This is a genomic window from Streptomyces sp. NPDC001668 (assembly GCF_042893155.1).
GTDB lineage: Bacteria > Actinomycetota > Actinomycetes > Streptomycetales > Streptomycetaceae > Streptomyces.
On sequence record NZ_JBIAUQ010000003.1, the window covers coordinates 119,458 to 136,235 of the forward strand.

General features: G+C 71.4%; 13 protein-coding genes. 7 read left to right on the top strand and 6 right to left on the bottom strand.

Features of this window, described 5'->3' with window-relative positions; all coding sequences use genetic code 11:
• Positions 1 to 36 precede the first annotated feature (36 nt).
• From ACFYZ8_RS10250 to ACFYZ8_RS10265, 4 genes are all read left to right on the top strand, one after another.
• Positions 37 to 3,327, top strand: coding sequence for a nitrate- and nitrite sensing domain-containing protein (locus tag ACFYZ8_RS10250; RefSeq protein ID WP_388534129.1), 3,291 nt, complete (start codon positions 37 to 39; stop codon positions 3,325 to 3,327).
• A 10-nt stretch (positions 3,328 to 3,337) separates the two neighbouring features.
• A complete protein-coding gene (locus tag ACFYZ8_RS10255) occupies positions 3,338 to 3,751 on the top strand; it encodes a roadblock/LC7 domain-containing protein (RefSeq protein WP_003993185.1) in 414 nt (137 codons plus the stop codon).
• Positions 3,752 to 3,851: 100 nt separating this feature from the next.
• Positions 3,852 to 4,430, top strand: coding sequence for a DUF742 domain-containing protein (locus ACFYZ8_RS10260; RefSeq protein WP_359030977.1), 579 nt, complete (start codon positions 3,852 to 3,854; stop codon positions 4,428 to 4,430).
• On the top strand, positions 4,411 to 4,992 hold the full coding sequence (locus tag ACFYZ8_RS10265; RefSeq protein WP_009314218.1) for an ATP/GTP-binding protein: 582 nt from the start codon (positions 4,411 to 4,413) through the stop codon (positions 4,990 to 4,992). The genes ACFYZ8_RS10260 and ACFYZ8_RS10265 overlap by 20 nt, the downstream gene beginning before the upstream one ends.
• Positions 4,993 to 5,139: 147 nt before the next feature.
• Here the strand turns inward: ACFYZ8_RS10265 and ACFYZ8_RS10270 are convergent, their stop codons facing one another.
• The 3 genes from ACFYZ8_RS10270 to ACFYZ8_RS10280 all read right to left on the bottom strand — a co-directional run bounded on the left by ACFYZ8_RS10270 (position 5,140) and on the right by ACFYZ8_RS10280 (position 9,453).
• On the bottom strand, positions 5,140 to 5,331 hold the full coding sequence (locus ACFYZ8_RS10270; RefSeq protein ID WP_359030975.1) for an acyl-CoA carboxylase subunit epsilon: 192 nt from the start codon (positions 5,329 to 5,331) through the stop codon (positions 5,140 to 5,142).
• 35 nt (positions 5,332 to 5,366) lie between these two features.
• Positions 5,367 to 6,962: an acyl-CoA carboxylase subunit beta gene (locus ACFYZ8_RS10275; RefSeq protein WP_388534133.1), complete on the bottom strand. Its 1,596-nt coding sequence runs from the start codon at positions 6,960 to 6,962 to the stop codon at positions 5,367 to 5,369.
• Positions 6,963 to 7,113: 151 nt separating this feature from the next.
• Positions 7,114 to 9,453 (bottom strand): polysaccharide lyase 8 family protein, encoded by a 2,340-nt coding sequence (locus ACFYZ8_RS10280; protein ID WP_388534135.1) that lies wholly within the window; start codon positions 9,451 to 9,453, stop codon positions 7,114 to 7,116.
• 133 nt (positions 9,454 to 9,586) lie between these two features.
• On the opposite strand from ACFYZ8_RS10280, the gene ACFYZ8_RS10285 reads away from it, so the two are divergent.
• Together ACFYZ8_RS10285 and ACFYZ8_RS10290 are read left to right on the top strand one after the other, a co-directional pair.
• Positions 9,587 to 10,141, top strand: coding sequence for a YceI family protein (locus ACFYZ8_RS10285; RefSeq protein ID WP_359030972.1), 555 nt, complete (start codon positions 9,587 to 9,589; stop codon positions 10,139 to 10,141).
• A 72-nt stretch (positions 10,142 to 10,213) separates the two neighbouring features.
• Positions 10,214 to 10,471 carry a hypothetical protein gene (locus tag ACFYZ8_RS10290; protein WP_359030970.1) on the top strand — a complete coding sequence of 86 codons (258 nt, stop codon included), beginning with the start codon at positions 10,214 to 10,216 and terminating at the stop codon, positions 10,469 to 10,471.
• On the opposite strand, the gene ACFYZ8_RS10295 is transcribed toward ACFYZ8_RS10290, so the two are convergent.
• Complete coding sequence (locus ACFYZ8_RS10295; RefSeq protein WP_388534139.1) at positions 10,459 to 11,589, bottom strand: FUSC family protein; 1,131 nt, start codon at positions 11,587 to 11,589, stop codon at positions 10,459 to 10,461. The two genes, ACFYZ8_RS10290 and ACFYZ8_RS10295, sit on opposite strands and share 13 nt — an antisense overlap.
• A gap of 60 nt (positions 11,590 to 11,649) precedes the next feature.
• On the opposite strand from ACFYZ8_RS10295, the gene ACFYZ8_RS10300 reads away from it, so the two are divergent.
• Positions 11,650 to 12,081: a MarR family winged helix-turn-helix transcriptional regulator gene (locus ACFYZ8_RS10300; protein ID WP_389049786.1), complete on the top strand. Its 432-nt coding sequence runs from the start codon at positions 11,650 to 11,652 to the stop codon at positions 12,079 to 12,081.
• Between the two features lie 17 nt (positions 12,082 to 12,098).
• On the opposite strand, the gene ACFYZ8_RS10305 is transcribed toward ACFYZ8_RS10300, so the two are convergent.
• Both ACFYZ8_RS10305 and ACFYZ8_RS10310 read right to left on the bottom strand, forming a co-directional pair.
• Positions 12,099 to 13,502 carry a hypothetical protein gene (locus tag ACFYZ8_RS10305; protein ID WP_388534145.1) on the bottom strand — a complete coding sequence of 468 codons (1,404 nt, stop codon included), beginning with the start codon at positions 13,500 to 13,502 and terminating at the stop codon, positions 12,099 to 12,101.
• Positions 13,503 to 13,550: 48 nt separating this feature from the next.
• Entirely contained in the window at positions 13,551 to 16,562 is a 3,012-nt protein-coding gene (locus tag ACFYZ8_RS10310; RefSeq protein ID WP_388534148.1) for a glycoside hydrolase family 3 N-terminal domain-containing protein, read from the bottom strand.
• Between the last annotated feature and the right edge of the window lie 216 nt (positions 16,563 to 16,778).

Sequence of the window (16,778 nt, forward strand, 5' to 3'; positions counted from 1 at the left end):
CGTAGGTGCCGACCCCTCCGAGAGGTTGTTGGTCGAGTGAGGCGAAGCAAGAACGGTCCCGAGCCGTCGGCCCGGGGCAACTTCACCCCGCCGCCGCGCGGAGCGGCGCCCGCCCCTGTGTCCGGTCCCGAACCGAAGGCCGCGCCACCGTCCGGCGGCGGCCGGTTCTCCCCGCGCAACTGGCGGGTGCCCACCCGGCTGAACGCGATCCTGCTCATACCCGTGATCGTCGGCCTCGTCATGGGCGGCTTCCAGGTCAAGAGCTCGATCGACACCTGGCGTGAGGCAGAGGACGCGGAGAACACGGCGCGTCTGGTGCGGGCCGCCCTCAGCTACGCCGACGCCCTCTACAACGAGCGCGACAGCACCGCCGCTCCCCTGCTGAGCGGCCAGGGCCAGGACAACGCGACGGTCGTCGCCGCCCGCAAGAAGACCGACCAGGCCGCGGACGACTTCAACGAGGCCGCCCAGAACATGCCGCAGAAGGCGGGCCTCGAGCGCCGCCTCCAGCTGTTCAGGGACGGCGAGGGCGGGCTCCAGACGCTGCGCGCGGGCGCCTACACCTCCCCCAAGTTCACCGGTGTGAAGACCGAAGAGGGCTACACCCAGGTCGCGCACCCGCTGACGGAGTTCGCCAACGAGCTCGGCCTCGGCACCGGCAACATCACCAGCTACGGCCGTACCGTCTACGCCATCGAGCTCACCAAGGCGGCCCTGTCGCTGCAGCGCTCCATCGGCATGCACCTGCTGATCAAGCCGGGCCCGGGGCTGAGCAGCTTCGCCAGCCAGAAGGTCGCCCTGTCCTCGTACGCGTACCTGGAGGGCATCGCCGTCGAGGAGTACATCGGCGGCGGCACCGAGGCCGACGCGGCGAAGCTCGACACCGCGAAGAAGCAGATCCAGACGGAGGGCGCGGCGCTGGCCAAGGAGGCCGCCGCCAAGAACCCGAACTACGTCCCGCCGCCGTCGGAACCCACCCAGATGGTCTCCGCCATCGCCACCCTGCCGTCGATGGACGACAGCGCCCGTGAGGCGCTGGGCAAGGACGGCATCACCGCCGAGAACTGGTGGGCGGTCAACACCCTCAAGTACAACGCCTACCGCCAGATCGAGACCGACCTGGCCGACACCGCGGTGAACGAGGCCGCGAGCATCGCCGACGAGGCCAAGCGGGACGCGTTCATCGTGGGTGCCGCCGTCGTGGTCGCCCTGCTCCTCGCGTTCATCCTGGCCGGCGCCGTCGCCCGGCAGATGTCCCGCTCGATGCGCCAGCTGCGCAACGCCGCCTTCGGCATAGCCGAGCAGCGCCTGCCGATGCTCGTCGACCAGCTCTCGCGCACCGACCCCGGGCGCGTGGACACCCGGGTCCAGCCGATCCCCATCAACACCAAGGACGAGATCGGCGAGGTCGCCCGCGCCTTCGACCAGGTGCACCGCGAGGCCGTACGACTCGCCTCCGAGCAGGCTCTGCTGCGGGGCAACATCAACGCGATCTTCACCAACCTGTCCCGGCGCAACCAGTCGCTGATCGAGGGCCAGCTGACCCTGATCACCGACCTGGAGAACAACGAGGCCGACCCGGACCAGCTGGAGAACCTCTTCCGCCTGGACCACCTGGCGACCCGTATGCGCCGCAACGGCGAGAACCTCCTGGTCCTCGCCGGCGAGGAGCCCGGCCGCCGCTGGGACCAGCCGGTCCCCCTGGTCGACGTCCTGCGTGCCGCCTCCTCCGAGGTGGAGCAGTACGAGCGCATCGAGCTGTCCGGCGTCCCGGAGGCCGAGATCCACGGCCGCGCGGTCACCGACCTCGTGCACCTGCTGGCCGAGCTCCTGGAGAACGCCACCACGTTCTCCTCGCCGCAGACCAAGGTCCGCGTCACCGCGACCCGGCTGCCCGACGGCCGCATCATGATCGAGATCCACGACAAGGGCATCGGCCTGACCGCCGAGGACTTCGCGGACATCAACCACAAGCTGGCCAACCCGCCGACCGTGGACGCCGCGATCTCCCAGCGCATGGGCCTGTTCGTGGTCGGCCGGCTGTCCGACCGGCACGGCATCCGCGTCCAGCTGCGCCCCTCGGGCGAGCAGGCCGGCACGACCTCGCTGGTCATGCTGCCCGACGCGATCACCCACGGTGGTGGCGGCGAGCACCAGCCGGCCTCCGACGAGTTCACCGTCTCGCAGATCATGCCGGAGCAGCAGCAGTACCAGGGCGAGGACTTCAACGGCGGTCTGCCGATGCGTACGGCCGCGGAGCTCGGCTTCGACGACAGCCGCTACTCCGAGGTCCCGGACGACATACGCGAGCTGGACCCGGTCGGCCGCTCCCTGATGCGTGAGGAGCGCCGCGCGGCTCTGGAGTCCCAGAGCAACGACCAGCCCGCCGCCCTGACGGGCCCGGACCCGTCGTACACCGACGCCTTCGACGCTCCCCAGAACGCCCCGCAGAACGGCTACGGCAGCGGCCACAACGGCTATCCGGAGCAGCAGCCCGCCTCCTACGACCAGCAGACGTCGTACGAGGAGGCGCAGCAGGCGCCGTACGAGGAGCAGCGGCAGACGCCGTACGAGGAGCCCAAGCGGCCGTCGTACGAGGAGCCGTACTTCGGGCAGAACGGCGGTCTGCCGCAGAACGACACCTTCTCGTCGGGCGGCGGTTACCCGGAGCCCTCCTATGCGGAGCCGGCCCAGGAGGAGCCCGCGGCGGTGCACGCGGCTGCCCCGGAGACCTTCTCGGGCTTCGAGGAGCGCCGCTACCAGGATGACTGGCCGCAGTCGGACGGTTACGGGGGCGGTTACCCGGACCAGTACGCTCCGGAAGCGGAATCTGCGCAGGCCGCTGACGTGAGTGAGCGTGAGCGCGTAGGCTTCGAACGTCCGGGGCCGGCCCCCGCCACCGTGGGTCATGAGCTGACCGACGCCGGGCTCCCCCGCCGTGGCTCCCCCGGGAGCAGCGCGAACGGCTCGAACGGCACGCGGCACGCGAACCAGGAGCCGCCGGCCTCGGCGCCGGAGAGCAACGGCGGCGGCGACAGCTGGCGCTCGGCCAACGACGCGCGGTGGCAGCAGGCCTCCCAGCTCCGGAAGCCCAAGGCGGGCGGGGTCACCTCCTCCGGCCTGCCGCGGCGGGTACCCAAGGCCAACCTGGTCGAGGGAGCCGCCGAAGCCACCCCCCAGGGAGGCCCATCGGTCTCCCGCGCTCCCGAGGACGTCCGGGGCAGGCTCAGCAACCTGCGTCGCGGTGTACAGCGGGGCCGCAACGCAGGCAGTGAAACGAACGGTCAGGGCTTCGGTTCTGACAGCACCTACAACCAGGAGCGTTAGTGTGAGCCCGATGAGCCAGGCGGCGCAGAACCTGAACTGGTTGATCACCAACTTCGTGGACAACACCCCGGGGGTGTCCCACACCGTGGTGGTCTCCGCCGACGGACTCCTTCTGGCGATGTCCGAAGGCTTTCCCCGCGACCGAGCCGACCAGCTTGCGGCCGTCGCCTCCGGTCTGACCTCGCTGACCGCGGGTGCCTCGCGCATCTTCGAGGGCGGCGCGGTGAACCAGACGGTTGTGGAGATGGAGCGGGGATTCCTCTTCATCATGTCCGTGTCCGACGGTTCGTCCCTCGCGGTGCTCGCACATCCGGAGGCGGACATCGGTCTCATCGGGTACGAGATGGCTCTTCTGGTGGACCGTGCCGGTACGGTCCTGACGCCCGATCTGCGTGCCGAGCTCCAGGGCAGCCTGCTCAACTGACAGACAGACGGTGCGGTTTGGCGTCCCGGGGCCGTAAGGTTTCGGGACGCGGCTCCACACAGCGTGATGGGTGCCCGGCACAGTCGGAGGAGGAGAGAAAGTGGCAACACCCCCAGGTGGTTCATCTGGCAACTGGTCGTACGGTCCTGGCCAGGGCCAGAACGACGGTTCCCAGAACCCGAACCGCTACAACTTCCCCTCCACCCAGAGCCAGCGGCACCAGCAGCCGTACGCGCCCCAGGGCCCCGGTCCTTCGCCGTACGACCAGCCGCCGGCCCCGCGCATCCAGCCCGTGCAGCCGCAGCGACGTTCTGAGCCGGCGCCCGCCGGGGCGTCCAACAACCCCCTGGTGCGTCCGTACGCCATGACCGGCGGCCGGACTCGCCCGCGCTACCAGCTCGCCATCGAGGCGCTGGTGCACACCACCGCACAGCCGCACCAGATGCAGGGCCAGTTGCCCGAGCATCAGCGGATCTGCAATCTCTGCCGAGAGATCAAGTCGGTAGCCGAGATCTCGGCGTTGCTGACCATTCCCCTCGGCGTGGCCAGGATCCTCGTCGCCGACTTGGCGGAGGCGGGCCTGGTCGCCATCCATCAGCCCGGCGGCGACGAGAGCGCCGGCGGCCAGCCAGACGTGACACTGCTCGAAAGGGTGCTCAGTGGACTTCGCAAGCTCTAGCGGAGGGCCTTCCCGCTCCACCACGTCCGCGAAGATCGTGGTGGCCGGCGGCTTCGGCGTGGGCAAGACCACGTTCGTCGGCGCCGTCTCGGAGATCAACCCGCTGCGCACCGAGGCCGTGATGACGTCCGCGTCGGCCGGCATCGACGACCTCACCCACACCGGGGACAAGACGACCACCACGGTCGCCATGGACTTCGGCCGCATCACGCTCGACCAGGACCTGATCCTGTACCTCTTCGGTACGCCGGGCCAGGACCGCTTCTGGTTCATGTGGGACGACCTGGTCCGCGGCGCCATCGGCGCGATCGTCCTCGTCGACACGAGGCGCCTCGCCGACTGCTTCCCCGCGGTCGACTACTTCGAGAACTCGGGGCTTCCTTTTGTGATCGCCCTGAACGGCTTCGACGGCCAGCAGCCGTACAACCCGGACGAGGTCCGGGAGGCGCTGCAGATCGGCCCGGACACGCCGATCATCACGACGGACGCGCGACACCGGGCGGATGCGAAGTCTGCGCTCATCACCTTGGTCGAGCATGCGTTGATGGCCCGGCTGCGGTAGTAGGCGGTCCTTGCGGCCACTGGGCTGCCACGGACGGTTGTACGCCGTCTGCGGGTGCTCGGTGGCCGTTCGCGCAGTTCCCCGTGCCCCCAAAAGCCTGAGGGCCCCCTCTCGAAAGAGAGGGGGCCCTCAGGCTTTGGTGCAGACTCAGTGCCAGCTGTGCGGGGCCCTGAAGCCGCCCTCGCGCTCCAGGCGGCGCCAGCCGGCCTTGGGGTGGCCTCGGTGGGCCGGGGTCTCGGAGGGCTGGGCGGCGGCGCGGGCCAGGAGGATCGCCGTGATGGCGGCGACTTCCTCGGGCTCGGCGTGGCCCTTCTCGACGCGGATGTCAGGGGTGTTCATAGGTCACAGTCTCCGTGAGAGAGGTTTCCGCCGGATTACTGCGGAGGGTTGCCGTGCTTACGGGAAGGCAGGTCGGCGTGCTTCGACTGGAGCATCGCCAGGGACCGGATCAGCACCTCGCGGGTTTCCGCCGGGTCGATCACGTCGTCCACCAGGCCGCGCTCGGCCGCGTAGTACGGGTGCATGAGCTCGGACTTGTACTCCTTGACCATGCGGGCACGCATGGCCTCGGGGTCCTCGGCCTCGGCGATCTGGCGTCGGAAGATGACGCCCGCGGCACCTTCGGCGCCCATCACGGCGATCTCGTTCGTCGGCCAGGCGTAGGTGAGGTCCGCGCCGATGGACTGGCTGTCCATGACGATGTAGGCACCGCCGTACGCCTTGCGCAGGATCAGGGAGATCCGTGGCACGGTGGCGTTGCAGTAGGCGTACAGCAGCTTGGCGCCGTGCCGGATGATGCCGCCGTGCTCCTGGTCGACACCCGGAAGGAATCCGGGGACGTCGAGGAGAGTGACGATCGGGATGTTGAACGCGTCGCACATCTGGACGAAACGCGCCGCCTTCTCGCTCGCCTCGATGTCCAGGACACCGGCGAGGGTGGAGGGCTGGTTCGCGACGATGCCGACGACCTGTCCGTCCAGGCGGGCCAGCGCGCAGATGATGTTGCGGGCCCAGCGCTCGTGGACCTCCAGGTACTCGCCGTCGTCGACGATCTCCTCGATGACCTTGGCCATGTCGTAGGGGCGGTTGCCGTCCGCCGGGACCAGGTCGAGCAGGACGTCGCCGCGCCGGTCGGCCGCGTCGGTGGACTCCACCCGCGGCGGGTTCTCCCGGTTGTTCTGCGGGAGCATCGACAGCAGGTAGCGCACCTCGGCGAGGCACGTCTCCTCGTCGTCGTAGGCGAAGTGGCAGACGCCGGAGGTCTCGGCGTGCACGTCCGCGCCGCCGAGGCCGTTCTGGGTGATCTCCTCGCCGGTGACCGCCTTGACGACGTCCGGTCCGGTGATGAACATCTGCGAGGTCTCGCGGACCATGAAGACGAAGTCGGTGAGGGCGGGGCTGTAGGCCGCGCCGCCCGCGCACGGGCCGAGCATGACGCTGATCTGCGGGATGACGCCGGAGGCCTTGGTGTTGCGCTGGAAGATGCCGCCGTAGCCCGCGAGGGCGCTGACGCCTTCCTGGATGCGGGCCCCGGCGCCGTCGTTCAGCGACACCAGGGGCGCTCCGGCCGCGATGGCCATGTCCATGATCTTGTGGATCTTCGTGGCGTGGGCCTCGCCCAGCGCGCCGCCGAAGATGCGGAAGTCGTGGGCGTAGACGAAGACCGTCCGGCCCTCCACCGTGCCCCAGCCGGTGATGACACCGTCGGTGTACGGCTTCTTGGCCTCCAGGCCGAACCCGGTCGCCCGGTGCCGCCGCAGCTGCTCGACCTCCTGGAAGGAACCCGCGTCCAGGAGCAGCTCGATGCGCTCCCGGGCGGTCAGCTTGCCCTTGGCGTGCTGCGCCTCGGTCGCCTTCTCGCTGGGGCCGGCCAGGGCCGCGGCACGGATCTCGTGCAGCTCGGCCACCCGTCCGCGCGCGTCCGCCGGCTCGCCCGTCGACTCACTCGGCGCCTCATCCAAAACGGTCATGTAACGACCTTACGAAGACCCGCGAGGAAAGCGAGCCGTCGACACCTCACAGTCTCCGGCCCGTTTTCCTGGTGCCACCTGACAGAACCCTGGAGGCATGCAGGCGTTCCGACTGCTCAGAGGGGCTCCCCCTTGTAGGGGTCTCACAAAGTCAGGGCGTGAGAGCCACCTCACATCCGTGCGTGCCGCACGCCGTCCCCGGAGTGACGCGCAGGTGCAGAAGACGGCCCGTGGCGCGTACCTCGACCGTGTCGTCGGCGTGTACGACCGAGCGGACGGGCCGGTTCCAGACGATCTCCAGCGGTTGACCCGAACGAGTGGGCTCGGCCACGCGGAGGGTAGCGGTACGGCCGCTGCGGCGGACCAGCACGCTCGCCGCCGCCGACGCGGTGAGCGGACCCGCGGTGCCGGCCGTCCAGAAGTTCGCCGCGGTCAGGCCCAGGGGGGCGACGTGGACCGCCTGGCACGCGCTGTCGTTGGCGAGGACCGACAGCCAGTGGCGGTCGGCGGCGCGGGCGGCGACGGCGTGGCGGGAGGCCCCGGGCATCAGGACATAGGCGTAGGAGGCGTCCACCGGGTCGGTGCCGTGGTCGAGCCAGAGGGTCTGCCAGCGCCGGGTGCGCCGTTCGGTCGTGCTGGAGGTGTTGATGTCGGACCAGGCGCCGGTGCGGTCCTCTCGCAGGGCGTGCAGCCCCTCGGGGACGAGCCAGCCTCCGTGTCCCTCCAGATGTGCCCAGCCCGGCCCCCGCACGAAGGGCCGGGTGCCGCCCTCCCCCAGGTTGCGGTTGTCGACGACCGTCTCGACCGGGACGCCGTCGGCGCAGGTGATGCCCGCGCCGAGGCAGATCACGGCGTCCGCGGCGCAGAACCACGACTTGCGGGCCTGGAGCGTCGACCCCAGCCCCTTCAGGTGCTGGCCGATCGCCGCGTACTCGCCGTCGGTCGTGCCGCCGACCCAGCGGACGTCCGGCTTGGGCTCGCCCCACTCGCCGCCGGCCCGGTCGGGCAGGCGCTTGGTGGACACGGTCGTGCCGGGGAGGCGGTACCAGTCGACGGTGGGCCAGTACCAGTCGGTGTACTGATCACCGCCGCCGTCGACCCACCAGGAGAGCATGCCGGCGCCGGTGTGCCAGCCGCGCGGGTTCTCGCCGTTGCCGCATTCGTAGGCGGCGATCCGGTCGCTCGCCATGGCGATGTTCGCGACGAATCCGGGGCGGCGGTGGACGGCTCTGTCCATGGCGGCGAAGAGCCGGTGCCCGACGGGCTCGGGGGCGGCCGGCACGGATGAGGCGGCCACCGCGTGCAGCCGGGCGAGATCGGCCACGTCGAACTGGCGTGCCGTCAGGATCGGTGCGACGGTGTCCCGTTCGATCCAGCCCTTCACCAGACCGTGCCAGCGTGACCGTTCCTCCTGGCTCGCGCCGCCCGCGAGCAGGGCGATGGCGGCGATGATCCCCTGGCCGTGGAAGTGGTCGCCGCGCATGACGTGGCGGTCGTCGCTCTTCAGGTAACCCCGGCTGATCGCACGGCCGTTGACGCTGTCCATGACCAACCCGTCGTGGATGAGCGGGGCGTAGGCGTGCTCGACGCTGTCGAGGACGGTCTGCCGGTGCGGGTCGCTCACCTCCCACGCGGAACCGGCGAGGAGGACGAAGAGGCGGCCGAGGCCGTCGAGCATGACCTGGCCGTAGGTGCCGGAGTAGGCGACCCAGGTGTGCTGGACGAAGGAGCCGTCGGCGTAGAGGCCGTCGCCCTTCGTGACGTACGGGAAGACCGGCGAGAGGGCGTCCCGGGCCAGGGCGATGCGGTCGGGGGCCCTGCCGAGGATGCCGCGCAGGGCGACGGAGCGGCACAGGTCGACGCGGTTGGCGCCGGTGGAGGTGCCGGAGTAGTCGGTGAGCATCGTGTCGGGGATGAAGTGGTCGACGGCGGCACAGGCCGCGGCCTTCTGGGCGTCCGTGAGGTGGTCGTGGAGGGCGGCCGTGATGTCCATGAGGAGGCGGGGGCTGCCGATCTGCCATTCCCACCAGTTGCCGTAGCGGGTGGTGGAGGGGTTGTAGACGGTGGCGGAGAGGTGGTCGAGGCCGCGGAGGGCGTCCGCGAGGAGGGTCTCGTCGCCGGTCGAGCCGGTGCCCTGCTGGACATAGGCCTGGGCCATGGTCCACAGGCGGCTGTAGCTCTGGGTGATGCCGGTCGGGGGGTCGTAGGGGTGACCGGGCCAGAGGGAGGTCGGGGCCGGGGCCATGGTGGCGCGGAAACCGCGGGCGAGTTCGCCGGTCTCGGCGAGGCGGGAGACGTACGGCTCCACGGCCGGGTCGTAACCGGTGCCGAGGGCGATGTCGAGCCAGCGCCGGCGGAGGGTGTCGTAGGGGTCGGCCTCCGCTGCCGCGGCGGCGGCGCGGGCGGGCGGGGCGGCGGCCGCGAGGAGCGCCGCCGCGAGTAAGACGGCTCTGCGGGTGGGCCGTACGTGAACGCTGCGCTGCGGGTTCATACCGGGCATCTACCACCGCGGGGCGATCACGCCAACACTTCGCGGATGACGTTGAAACCTGTACGGAATAGGTCTACGGTCGTTCGCGTTGAGTGGTTCAACGTTCAACATCCTCACTTCAGGGAGCTCTGCCATGGCGAACACCGACCTGACCGCACTGACCGGCGACTACACGATCGACACCGCCCACTCCACCATCGGCTTCACCGTCCGGCACGCGATGGTCACCAACGTCAAGGGCAAGTTCAACGACTTCAGCGGCTCGCTGCACCTGGACGGCGGCGACCCGTCCGCGTCGACGGCCTCGATCGACGTCAAGATGGACAGCATCGACACCGGTTCCGAGGACCGTGACGGGCACCTCAAGAGCGCGGACTTCTTCAAGATCGACGAGTTCCCGACGATGACCTTCCGCTCCACCGAGGCGGAGGCGCTCGGCGGCGAGGACTACCGGATCACCGGCGACCTGACCATCCTCGGCACCACCAAGCCGCTCACCATCGACCTCGAGTTCAACGGCGCCGCCAAGGACCCCTTCGGCAACGAGCGGGTGGGCTTCGAGGGCAAGGCCGAGATCAAGCGCTCCGAGTGGGGCCTGACCTGGAACGCGGCCCTGGAGACCGGCGGCGTCCTGATCTCCGACAAGATCAAGCTGACCTTCGACATCTCCGCGGTCAAGAACGCCTGAACCAACGCTCCCGGCTGGATCACCGTCGCGTCGTACGAGAACCTCCCCGGCCGCCCGAGCCCCCTGGCCGCCGTGCGGGCTTGGCTGCGGGACCGCGGGATCGACTGGATGCCCTTCGCCGCCGAGCGCGAGGTGCGGTTCGGCCTCGCCTGCGGGCCCGGGGAGGACGGGCGGTGGCGGGGCTGGTTCACGGTGGAGGTGGCAGCGGAGGCGTTGTGGCGGCTCGGGTTGCACCCGGACCAGCCGTCCTCCGTGGTCGACGGGCCCGCACCCCCGGGGTGGTGGCATGCCGCCGGGGAGCGGTACGCCCTCGTCCGTCAGCCGTCCTGAGCCGCGCCGGACCTCAGGGCACCCGGGGCCTGCCGGGGCTCCCGTGCCCGGCCCGCTTCATCAGGCCGTACGTTGCCAGGCGTCGCCGACCGCCGTTCCGGGACCGGCAGCAGCCACCACGCCGATGCCACCGTCAGCGCCGCGCCGACCGCGATCGCCGCGAGACGGACGGGCAGCAGGCTCGTCGCGTCCTGGCCGAACCAGCCGAGGAGGAGGGAGAGGGCGGTGGTCATGCCGGCCGCCCAGTAGGCGTAGCTGAAGGGGCGCAGCCACAGGGCGATCGCCAGGACCGTGAACATCAGGGCCACCGAGACCGGGCCGGTGATCCCGGCCGCGGCGACACCGGCCGCCAGCACAGTGCCCGCGCAGGCCCCCGCGAGGCGCTCGACGCCCTTGCGTACGACCTCCGTGCGGCCGCGGTTGCCGCTCGCGGCGACGTACGCCGTCAGGACCGCCCAGGGCCAGTGGTCGTCGAACAGGACCCGGCCGGCGACGAAGGCAGCGGCGATCGCGGCCGCCAGCTGCAACGCCATGCGGGTGCTCGGGCGCGGACGGAGCCGGGACGGGCGGCGCTGCGCGCGGTTCGGCGGCTCGGGATCGGGGCGCCAGGGGCCGTAGCGGTCTCCCAGCCCCTGCACCAACCACACGCAGCACACCGCGAGCACCCCGGTCAGTGCCGCCCAGGCCCAACTCACCAGCGCCCCCTGCGCCTCGGGCGGCAGCGCCGGCCCGGGGACGACCAGGAGGGCGACCAGCGGGAGGGTCATCAGGGTGCCCGCCTTCGTGGCGGTGGTGCCGTAGCGGCGGATCCAGACGGGGGCCGAGATCGCGGCCGTGAAGACCGCCGCGCCGACGACGTAGTGGGCGGCGATGAGCCGGCCGAGCGGGATCGAGACCGCCGCCGTCGCGGGCAGCAGGGCGAGCGCGATGAGCCGGCGGCGGGTGTCGGCGGTGCGCTGGGTTCTTGCCAGGGTGAGGGTCAGGGCGACCGCCAGGACGAGGATGTCGGTGTGCAGTCCGGCGAACGCCTCCAGGCAGAGGGCGAGGGCCCAGCACAGCAGCACGGACGTCATGGTCAGAGCGGCTTCGTACGCGTTGCGTATGAGTGTCACCGTCACTCGAGCGAGAATACGGCGTCTAGCGGTCCCAGGTAGTAAGAGTCCGCGTACGATTTTCCCATGGACCCCCTCTCCTCCACCGCCCGCATCCGCCTGGGCGTCGTCCGACTGAACCGGCGGCTTCGGCAGGAGCGCGGTGACGGCAGCCTTCCCCCCGGGCCGCTGGAAGTGCTCGGGCATCTGCACCGGCACGGGCCCGCCACCCCCGGTGAGGTCGCGGCGGCGCTGCGGCAGCGGCCGCAGTCACTCACCCGGGCCTTCGCCGACCTGGAGGCGGAGGGGCTGCTGGCGCGCGAGGCCGGGACCGTGGACCGGCGTCGGTCCGTGCTGTCCCTCACGGAGTCGGGGCGGCTGGCCCTGGAGCGGGACATGGCCGAGCGGGACGCCTGGCTGGCAAAGGCGCTGTCGTCCTTGAACCCGACCGAGCGCGGGGTGCTGGAGCTGGCCGCGGAGTTGATGGAGCGGGTCGCCGACGCCGAGACACCCGGCTGAAGCCGGCGGACCTCCGCTCAGAACCCGCCGCCCCCGAAGTCCCCTCCCCCGCCGCCGAAGTCGCCGCCCCCTCCGAAGTCCCCGCCGCCCCCGAAGTCACCGAAGTCCCCCGAGTCGAAGTCCGACCCGGACAGGTCGCCGCCCTCGTAGCCTCCGCCGCCGAAGTCGCCGTAACCGGAGCCGTAGTCGGCCGCGTAGGCGGGGGTGGCCATCATGCTGCCGAGGACCGTGCCGACCAGGAGTCCGGGCAGGAGGCCGCCGCCGAAGTAGCCGCCGGCCCAGGGGCCGTAGGCCGGGCCCGCGTCCCAGTAGGGGCGGCGGCCCTGGTCGGTGTCGACCTCACGCATCACCGGGTCGCGGCCGTCGGCCAGGCGGGTGGCGTCCGCGGCGCAGACCGGGACCTCGCGCGGGGCACCGCCCGGCGGCGTCCAGGTGGCGTCGCTGACGGACGGGCCGTGGCGGGGGTCGAAGAAGCAGGGGACCCGGCGCTCGGGCAGCGGCCGGTGTTCGCGGCGGGCCGCGAGCTGGGCCAGCGAGAAGCGCCCGTCCTCCACGGCCTGGGTGACCGCCCGCACGTCCTCGGGCCTGGTGGCCGCCGCCATGAGGGACTTCGCCTGCTCGTAGGCGTCCAGCGCCCGCTCGTAGTCCGCGCGCATCGCGTCGTCGGCGCCCGCCTCGGCGGGGTGGAAGTCCAGCCGGTCCAGTTCCTCGCCGAACGCCGTGATGTCCTCGTCCACGACCACCCGCAGCTTCTCCAGCGCGGCCCGCTGCTCCTCCGCGTGCCGGCGCCGGTTGCGCCGCACCAGCGTGTACGCGCCCGCGCCGCCGGCCACGAGCACCGCGCCGACCGTGATCAGCGCCGTGGAGGAGACGCCGCCCGCGTCGTCCGCGGAATGCCAGGTCGAGGGGGCCGAGCCGCCCATGTTGGTGAGCGCGGCGGCGGTGAAGTCGGTCAGCTGGGCGCGGGTGTCCTCGCCCTGGACGGTCGTCACCAGGTTCCGTACGGCCGTTTTCGGCAGCACCGAGGAGTCGGCTCGGGCGTCGAAGGCGTCGCCGAGCCGGACCGCGTAGACGCCGGAGATGCCGGTCGCGGTGCGCAGCTTGGTGAACAGGTCCTGCTTCGGGTAGTCGGCGGGCAGCACCGCGACGAACAGCGGCTTGTCCGCCCTGGCGATCCGGTCCGCCAGGGCGTCCGCGTCCTTGGCGGACAGCTGGGCCGCGGCGGCCGGATCGACATAGACCGGATTCTTGCGGAGGGCCTGGCCGATCTCCGAGACGCTCGTGACGGCCGTGGCCCGCGTCGTCGTGGCGGCGGCGGGCGGGGCGGCCGCCGCCAGGGCGGCCAGGGCCGCGAGCACCAGGGCGAACAGCAGCCCCGGAAGGCTTCGGGTCCGTACTACGGCCTGCGCGGTGGCCTTCATACTCCGACGCTACCCGAAGCCCTCCGAAAGGGACCTCTCCGACCGCCCTCAGGCGGCCCGGTACGCCTGCGTCAGTTTCCGCACCGCCTCTCCGTAGCGGCCGGTCAGCAGGAGGTGGTCGGCGTCGGCGAAGGGCGCGGCGACGACGGCCGTCATGTGCCCGTCCGCCTTCCGCTGGACGATCAGGCGGGCCTTGTCGACGAGCGCGCGGCCCGTGTCGTCTGCACCGGCCCGCTCCGCCGCCGCGGCCGCGATCCCGAGTGCCTTCAGCGTGGCCGCCCCGCCGTCCGGGACCTTGGTGAGGGTGGTCAGGCCCCAGCCGTACGGGAACTGCGGGTCGTACGCCGGGTCGCCGACGTTGATCGGGAGCTGTGCCTGGGACTTCGGCCAGGTGACGGGGAGCCTGCCGGTGAAGGGCCGCCTGCCGTAGAGGACGTCGGCCACGCCGTCGCCCTCGGTGCCCGGCAGCCAGGAGGCGACCAGGGCGTCGATCCCGCCTAGCCGGTCGCCGATGAGCTGCGGCCGCCCGGAGACGATCAGCACCGCGCACTTCATGGCCGCGCACACCTTGTCGACGGCTGCCCGGTCGGCGGCGGACAGCTCCAGGTCGTGGCCGTTGCCGACGTCTCCGACGCCCTCGGCGTACGGGGTCTCGCCGACGACGACCACGCCGACGTCGTAGCCGCCGGTCGGGGCGGACGCGTCCTTGGAGTACGTCAGGGTCGGGGAGTTCGCGCGCATCGCCTCCAGGATCGTCGTGCCGGGGGTGATGTCTCCGGAGGAGCCCTGCCAGGTGACGGTCCAGCCGCCGCTCTGGTTGCCGATGTCGTCGGCGTCGGACCCGGCGACGTACACCTTCTGCGACGTCCTGAGCGGCAGCAGCCCGCCGCTGTTCTTCAGCAGCACCTGCGACTCGGCGGCCGCCTCGCGGGCCACGGCCCGGTGCCCGGCGGAGCCGATCCTCGAGGCGCCGCTCGTGTCGGCGTACGGCTTCTCGAAGAGCCCCAGCCTGAACTTCTGCGTGAGGATGCGGGACACGGCGTCGTCGATCCGCCGCTCGCTGACGCGCCCGGCCCGCACCTCCGCCATGAGGGCGGTGTGGAAGTCCTTGTAGGCGTAGGGGGCCATGACCATGTCGACGCCCGCGTTGACGGAGGTCCGGACGTCGGAGGCGTAGTCCCCGGGGATCTGGTCGATGCCGTTCCAGTCGCTGATGACGAAGCCGTCGAAGCCGAGCCTGTTCTTCAGGACCCCGTTGATCATGTCGGCGCGGGCGTGCATCTTCACCGGCCCGAGGCCGTCGCCGACGATGTCGAGCGAGGAGTACGACGGCATGACCGTGCCGACGCCACGGTCCACGGCGGTCTTGTACGGCGCCAGGTGGACGGCGTCGAGCTGCTGCCGGGTGACCGTGGTGACGCCCTGGTCGATGGTGTAGGTGCCGGTGGTGGAGGAGCCGTACGCGGTGCCGCCGTCGCCGACGAAGTGCTTGGCGGTGGCGAGGACCTTGTCGCCGTCCTTCAAGTCCCTTCCGTCGCGGGCGCCTTGGAGGCCCTGGATGACGGTCTCCATGGACTCGACGAGGGCCGGGTCCTCACCGAAGGACTCGTAGGAACGGCCCCAGCGCTCGTCCCGGGTGACGCAGAGACAGGGCGCGAAGTCCCAGGGGATGCCGGTGGCCCGGACCTCGGCGGCGGTCACGGCGCCCGTCCGCCGGGCGAGCCCGGGGTCGCGGGTCGCCCCGATGCCGATGTTGTGCGGCATGACCGTGGCGCCGACCAGGTTGTTGTGCCCGTGGACGGCGTCGACGCCGTAGACGAGGGGGATCTGGAACCTGGTGGCCCGCGTGCGGAGCTGGAAGGAGTCGATCATCTGCGCCCAGGCCGCGGCGGTGTTGGGCGTGGGGGTCGAGCCGCCGCCGGAGAGCAGCGAGCCGAGGTCCTCGGCGGTGATGTCGGCGCCGGTCCCGACGGCTCCGCGCTCGGCCTGGGTCATCTGGCCGGCCTTCTCCGCGAGGGACATGCGGGAGAGCAGGTCGGCGACGCGCTTCTTCACGGGGAGCCTGCTGTCGAGATACGGCAGCCCGTGCGCGTCGATGACGACCTGCGGGGTCTCGGCGGGGGCCTTGGCGCCGGTCACGGTGAGCCTGAGCGGGATGGTCTCGGCGGTCTCGGAGGCCGCCCTGTCCTTGAGGGTGGGCACCTGGATGGTCCGTGTGGTGCCGGAGGGGGTGCCCGCGGGGAAGGTGAACTCGCCCTTGCGGGCGGTGTAGTCGGTGTCCGAGGCCGTGCCGCCCGTGGTCTCGTAGGCGACCGTCACGGGTTCGTCGATCGGGGTCGAGCCGGTGGTGGCGACGGTGACCTTCACGTGGGCCGTGCCGCCCTCGCGCACGGGGTACACCGCGGCGTCGGTGAGCACCGAGGCGCGCAGCGACTGGTCGGCCCTGCCGTACAACTCGACGCCGTCCAGGGCGAATCGGCCCGGTGCGCCGGCGGGGAGGGTGACGGCGTAGCCCCACATCTCGGTCAGTCCGAGGATGTGGTCGATGCCGCCGACGGGCTGGTAGTCGGTCCGGTAGGCGAAGTCCGAGAAGGGGATCTCGATCTGCTTCCAGCCGGTGAAGTCGTCGGTGAAGGAGGTCGTCCACAGCTCGGACGCCTCGCCGTTGGCGCCGCCGTCCTTGAGCTCGAAGGCGACCTTCTTGCCGTTGTCCTGTCCCTCCCACCAGAAGCGGATGCCCTTGCGGGCGGACCAGTCGTGGGCGGGTTCGGCGGCGGCGAAGTCGTGCGTGAAGCCGCCGTAGCCGCTGATGTCGTAGGTGCCGGAGAGGACCTTGTCGCCCTCAGGGGCGTCAACTCGGGCGTTCAGCTGGAGAGTTGGCGGGTCGTCGGTGTCGCTGCCCCAGGTGAAGATGCCGTTCGCGGGCGGGCTCGCGAAGGGGACCTCGCCCTCGAAGCGGTCGACGGGCACCGGGGGCGGGTCGTCGGCGGCGCGGGCGACGGCCACGGGCAGCAGGGAGGTGAGCAGGGCGGCGGAGACGAGCAGGGCGGTTCTTCGCATGGACCTTCCCTCGGCTCTCAGGGGTCACACAGGACTTACCTCACGGCGTGAGTGAACTGAGAGCACGCAGATCCGTCAAGACACCCCGTCGGCCATTGCGCCTCAGGCGGGCCGCGGCACCGCCGCGCTTCTTCGACCTGGTGGACGCGTGGCGGATCCCGGCGTTCGGACCGGCCCCGGCGAGTCCGAGAACTCGCCGGGGCTCCTGCTGAAGGG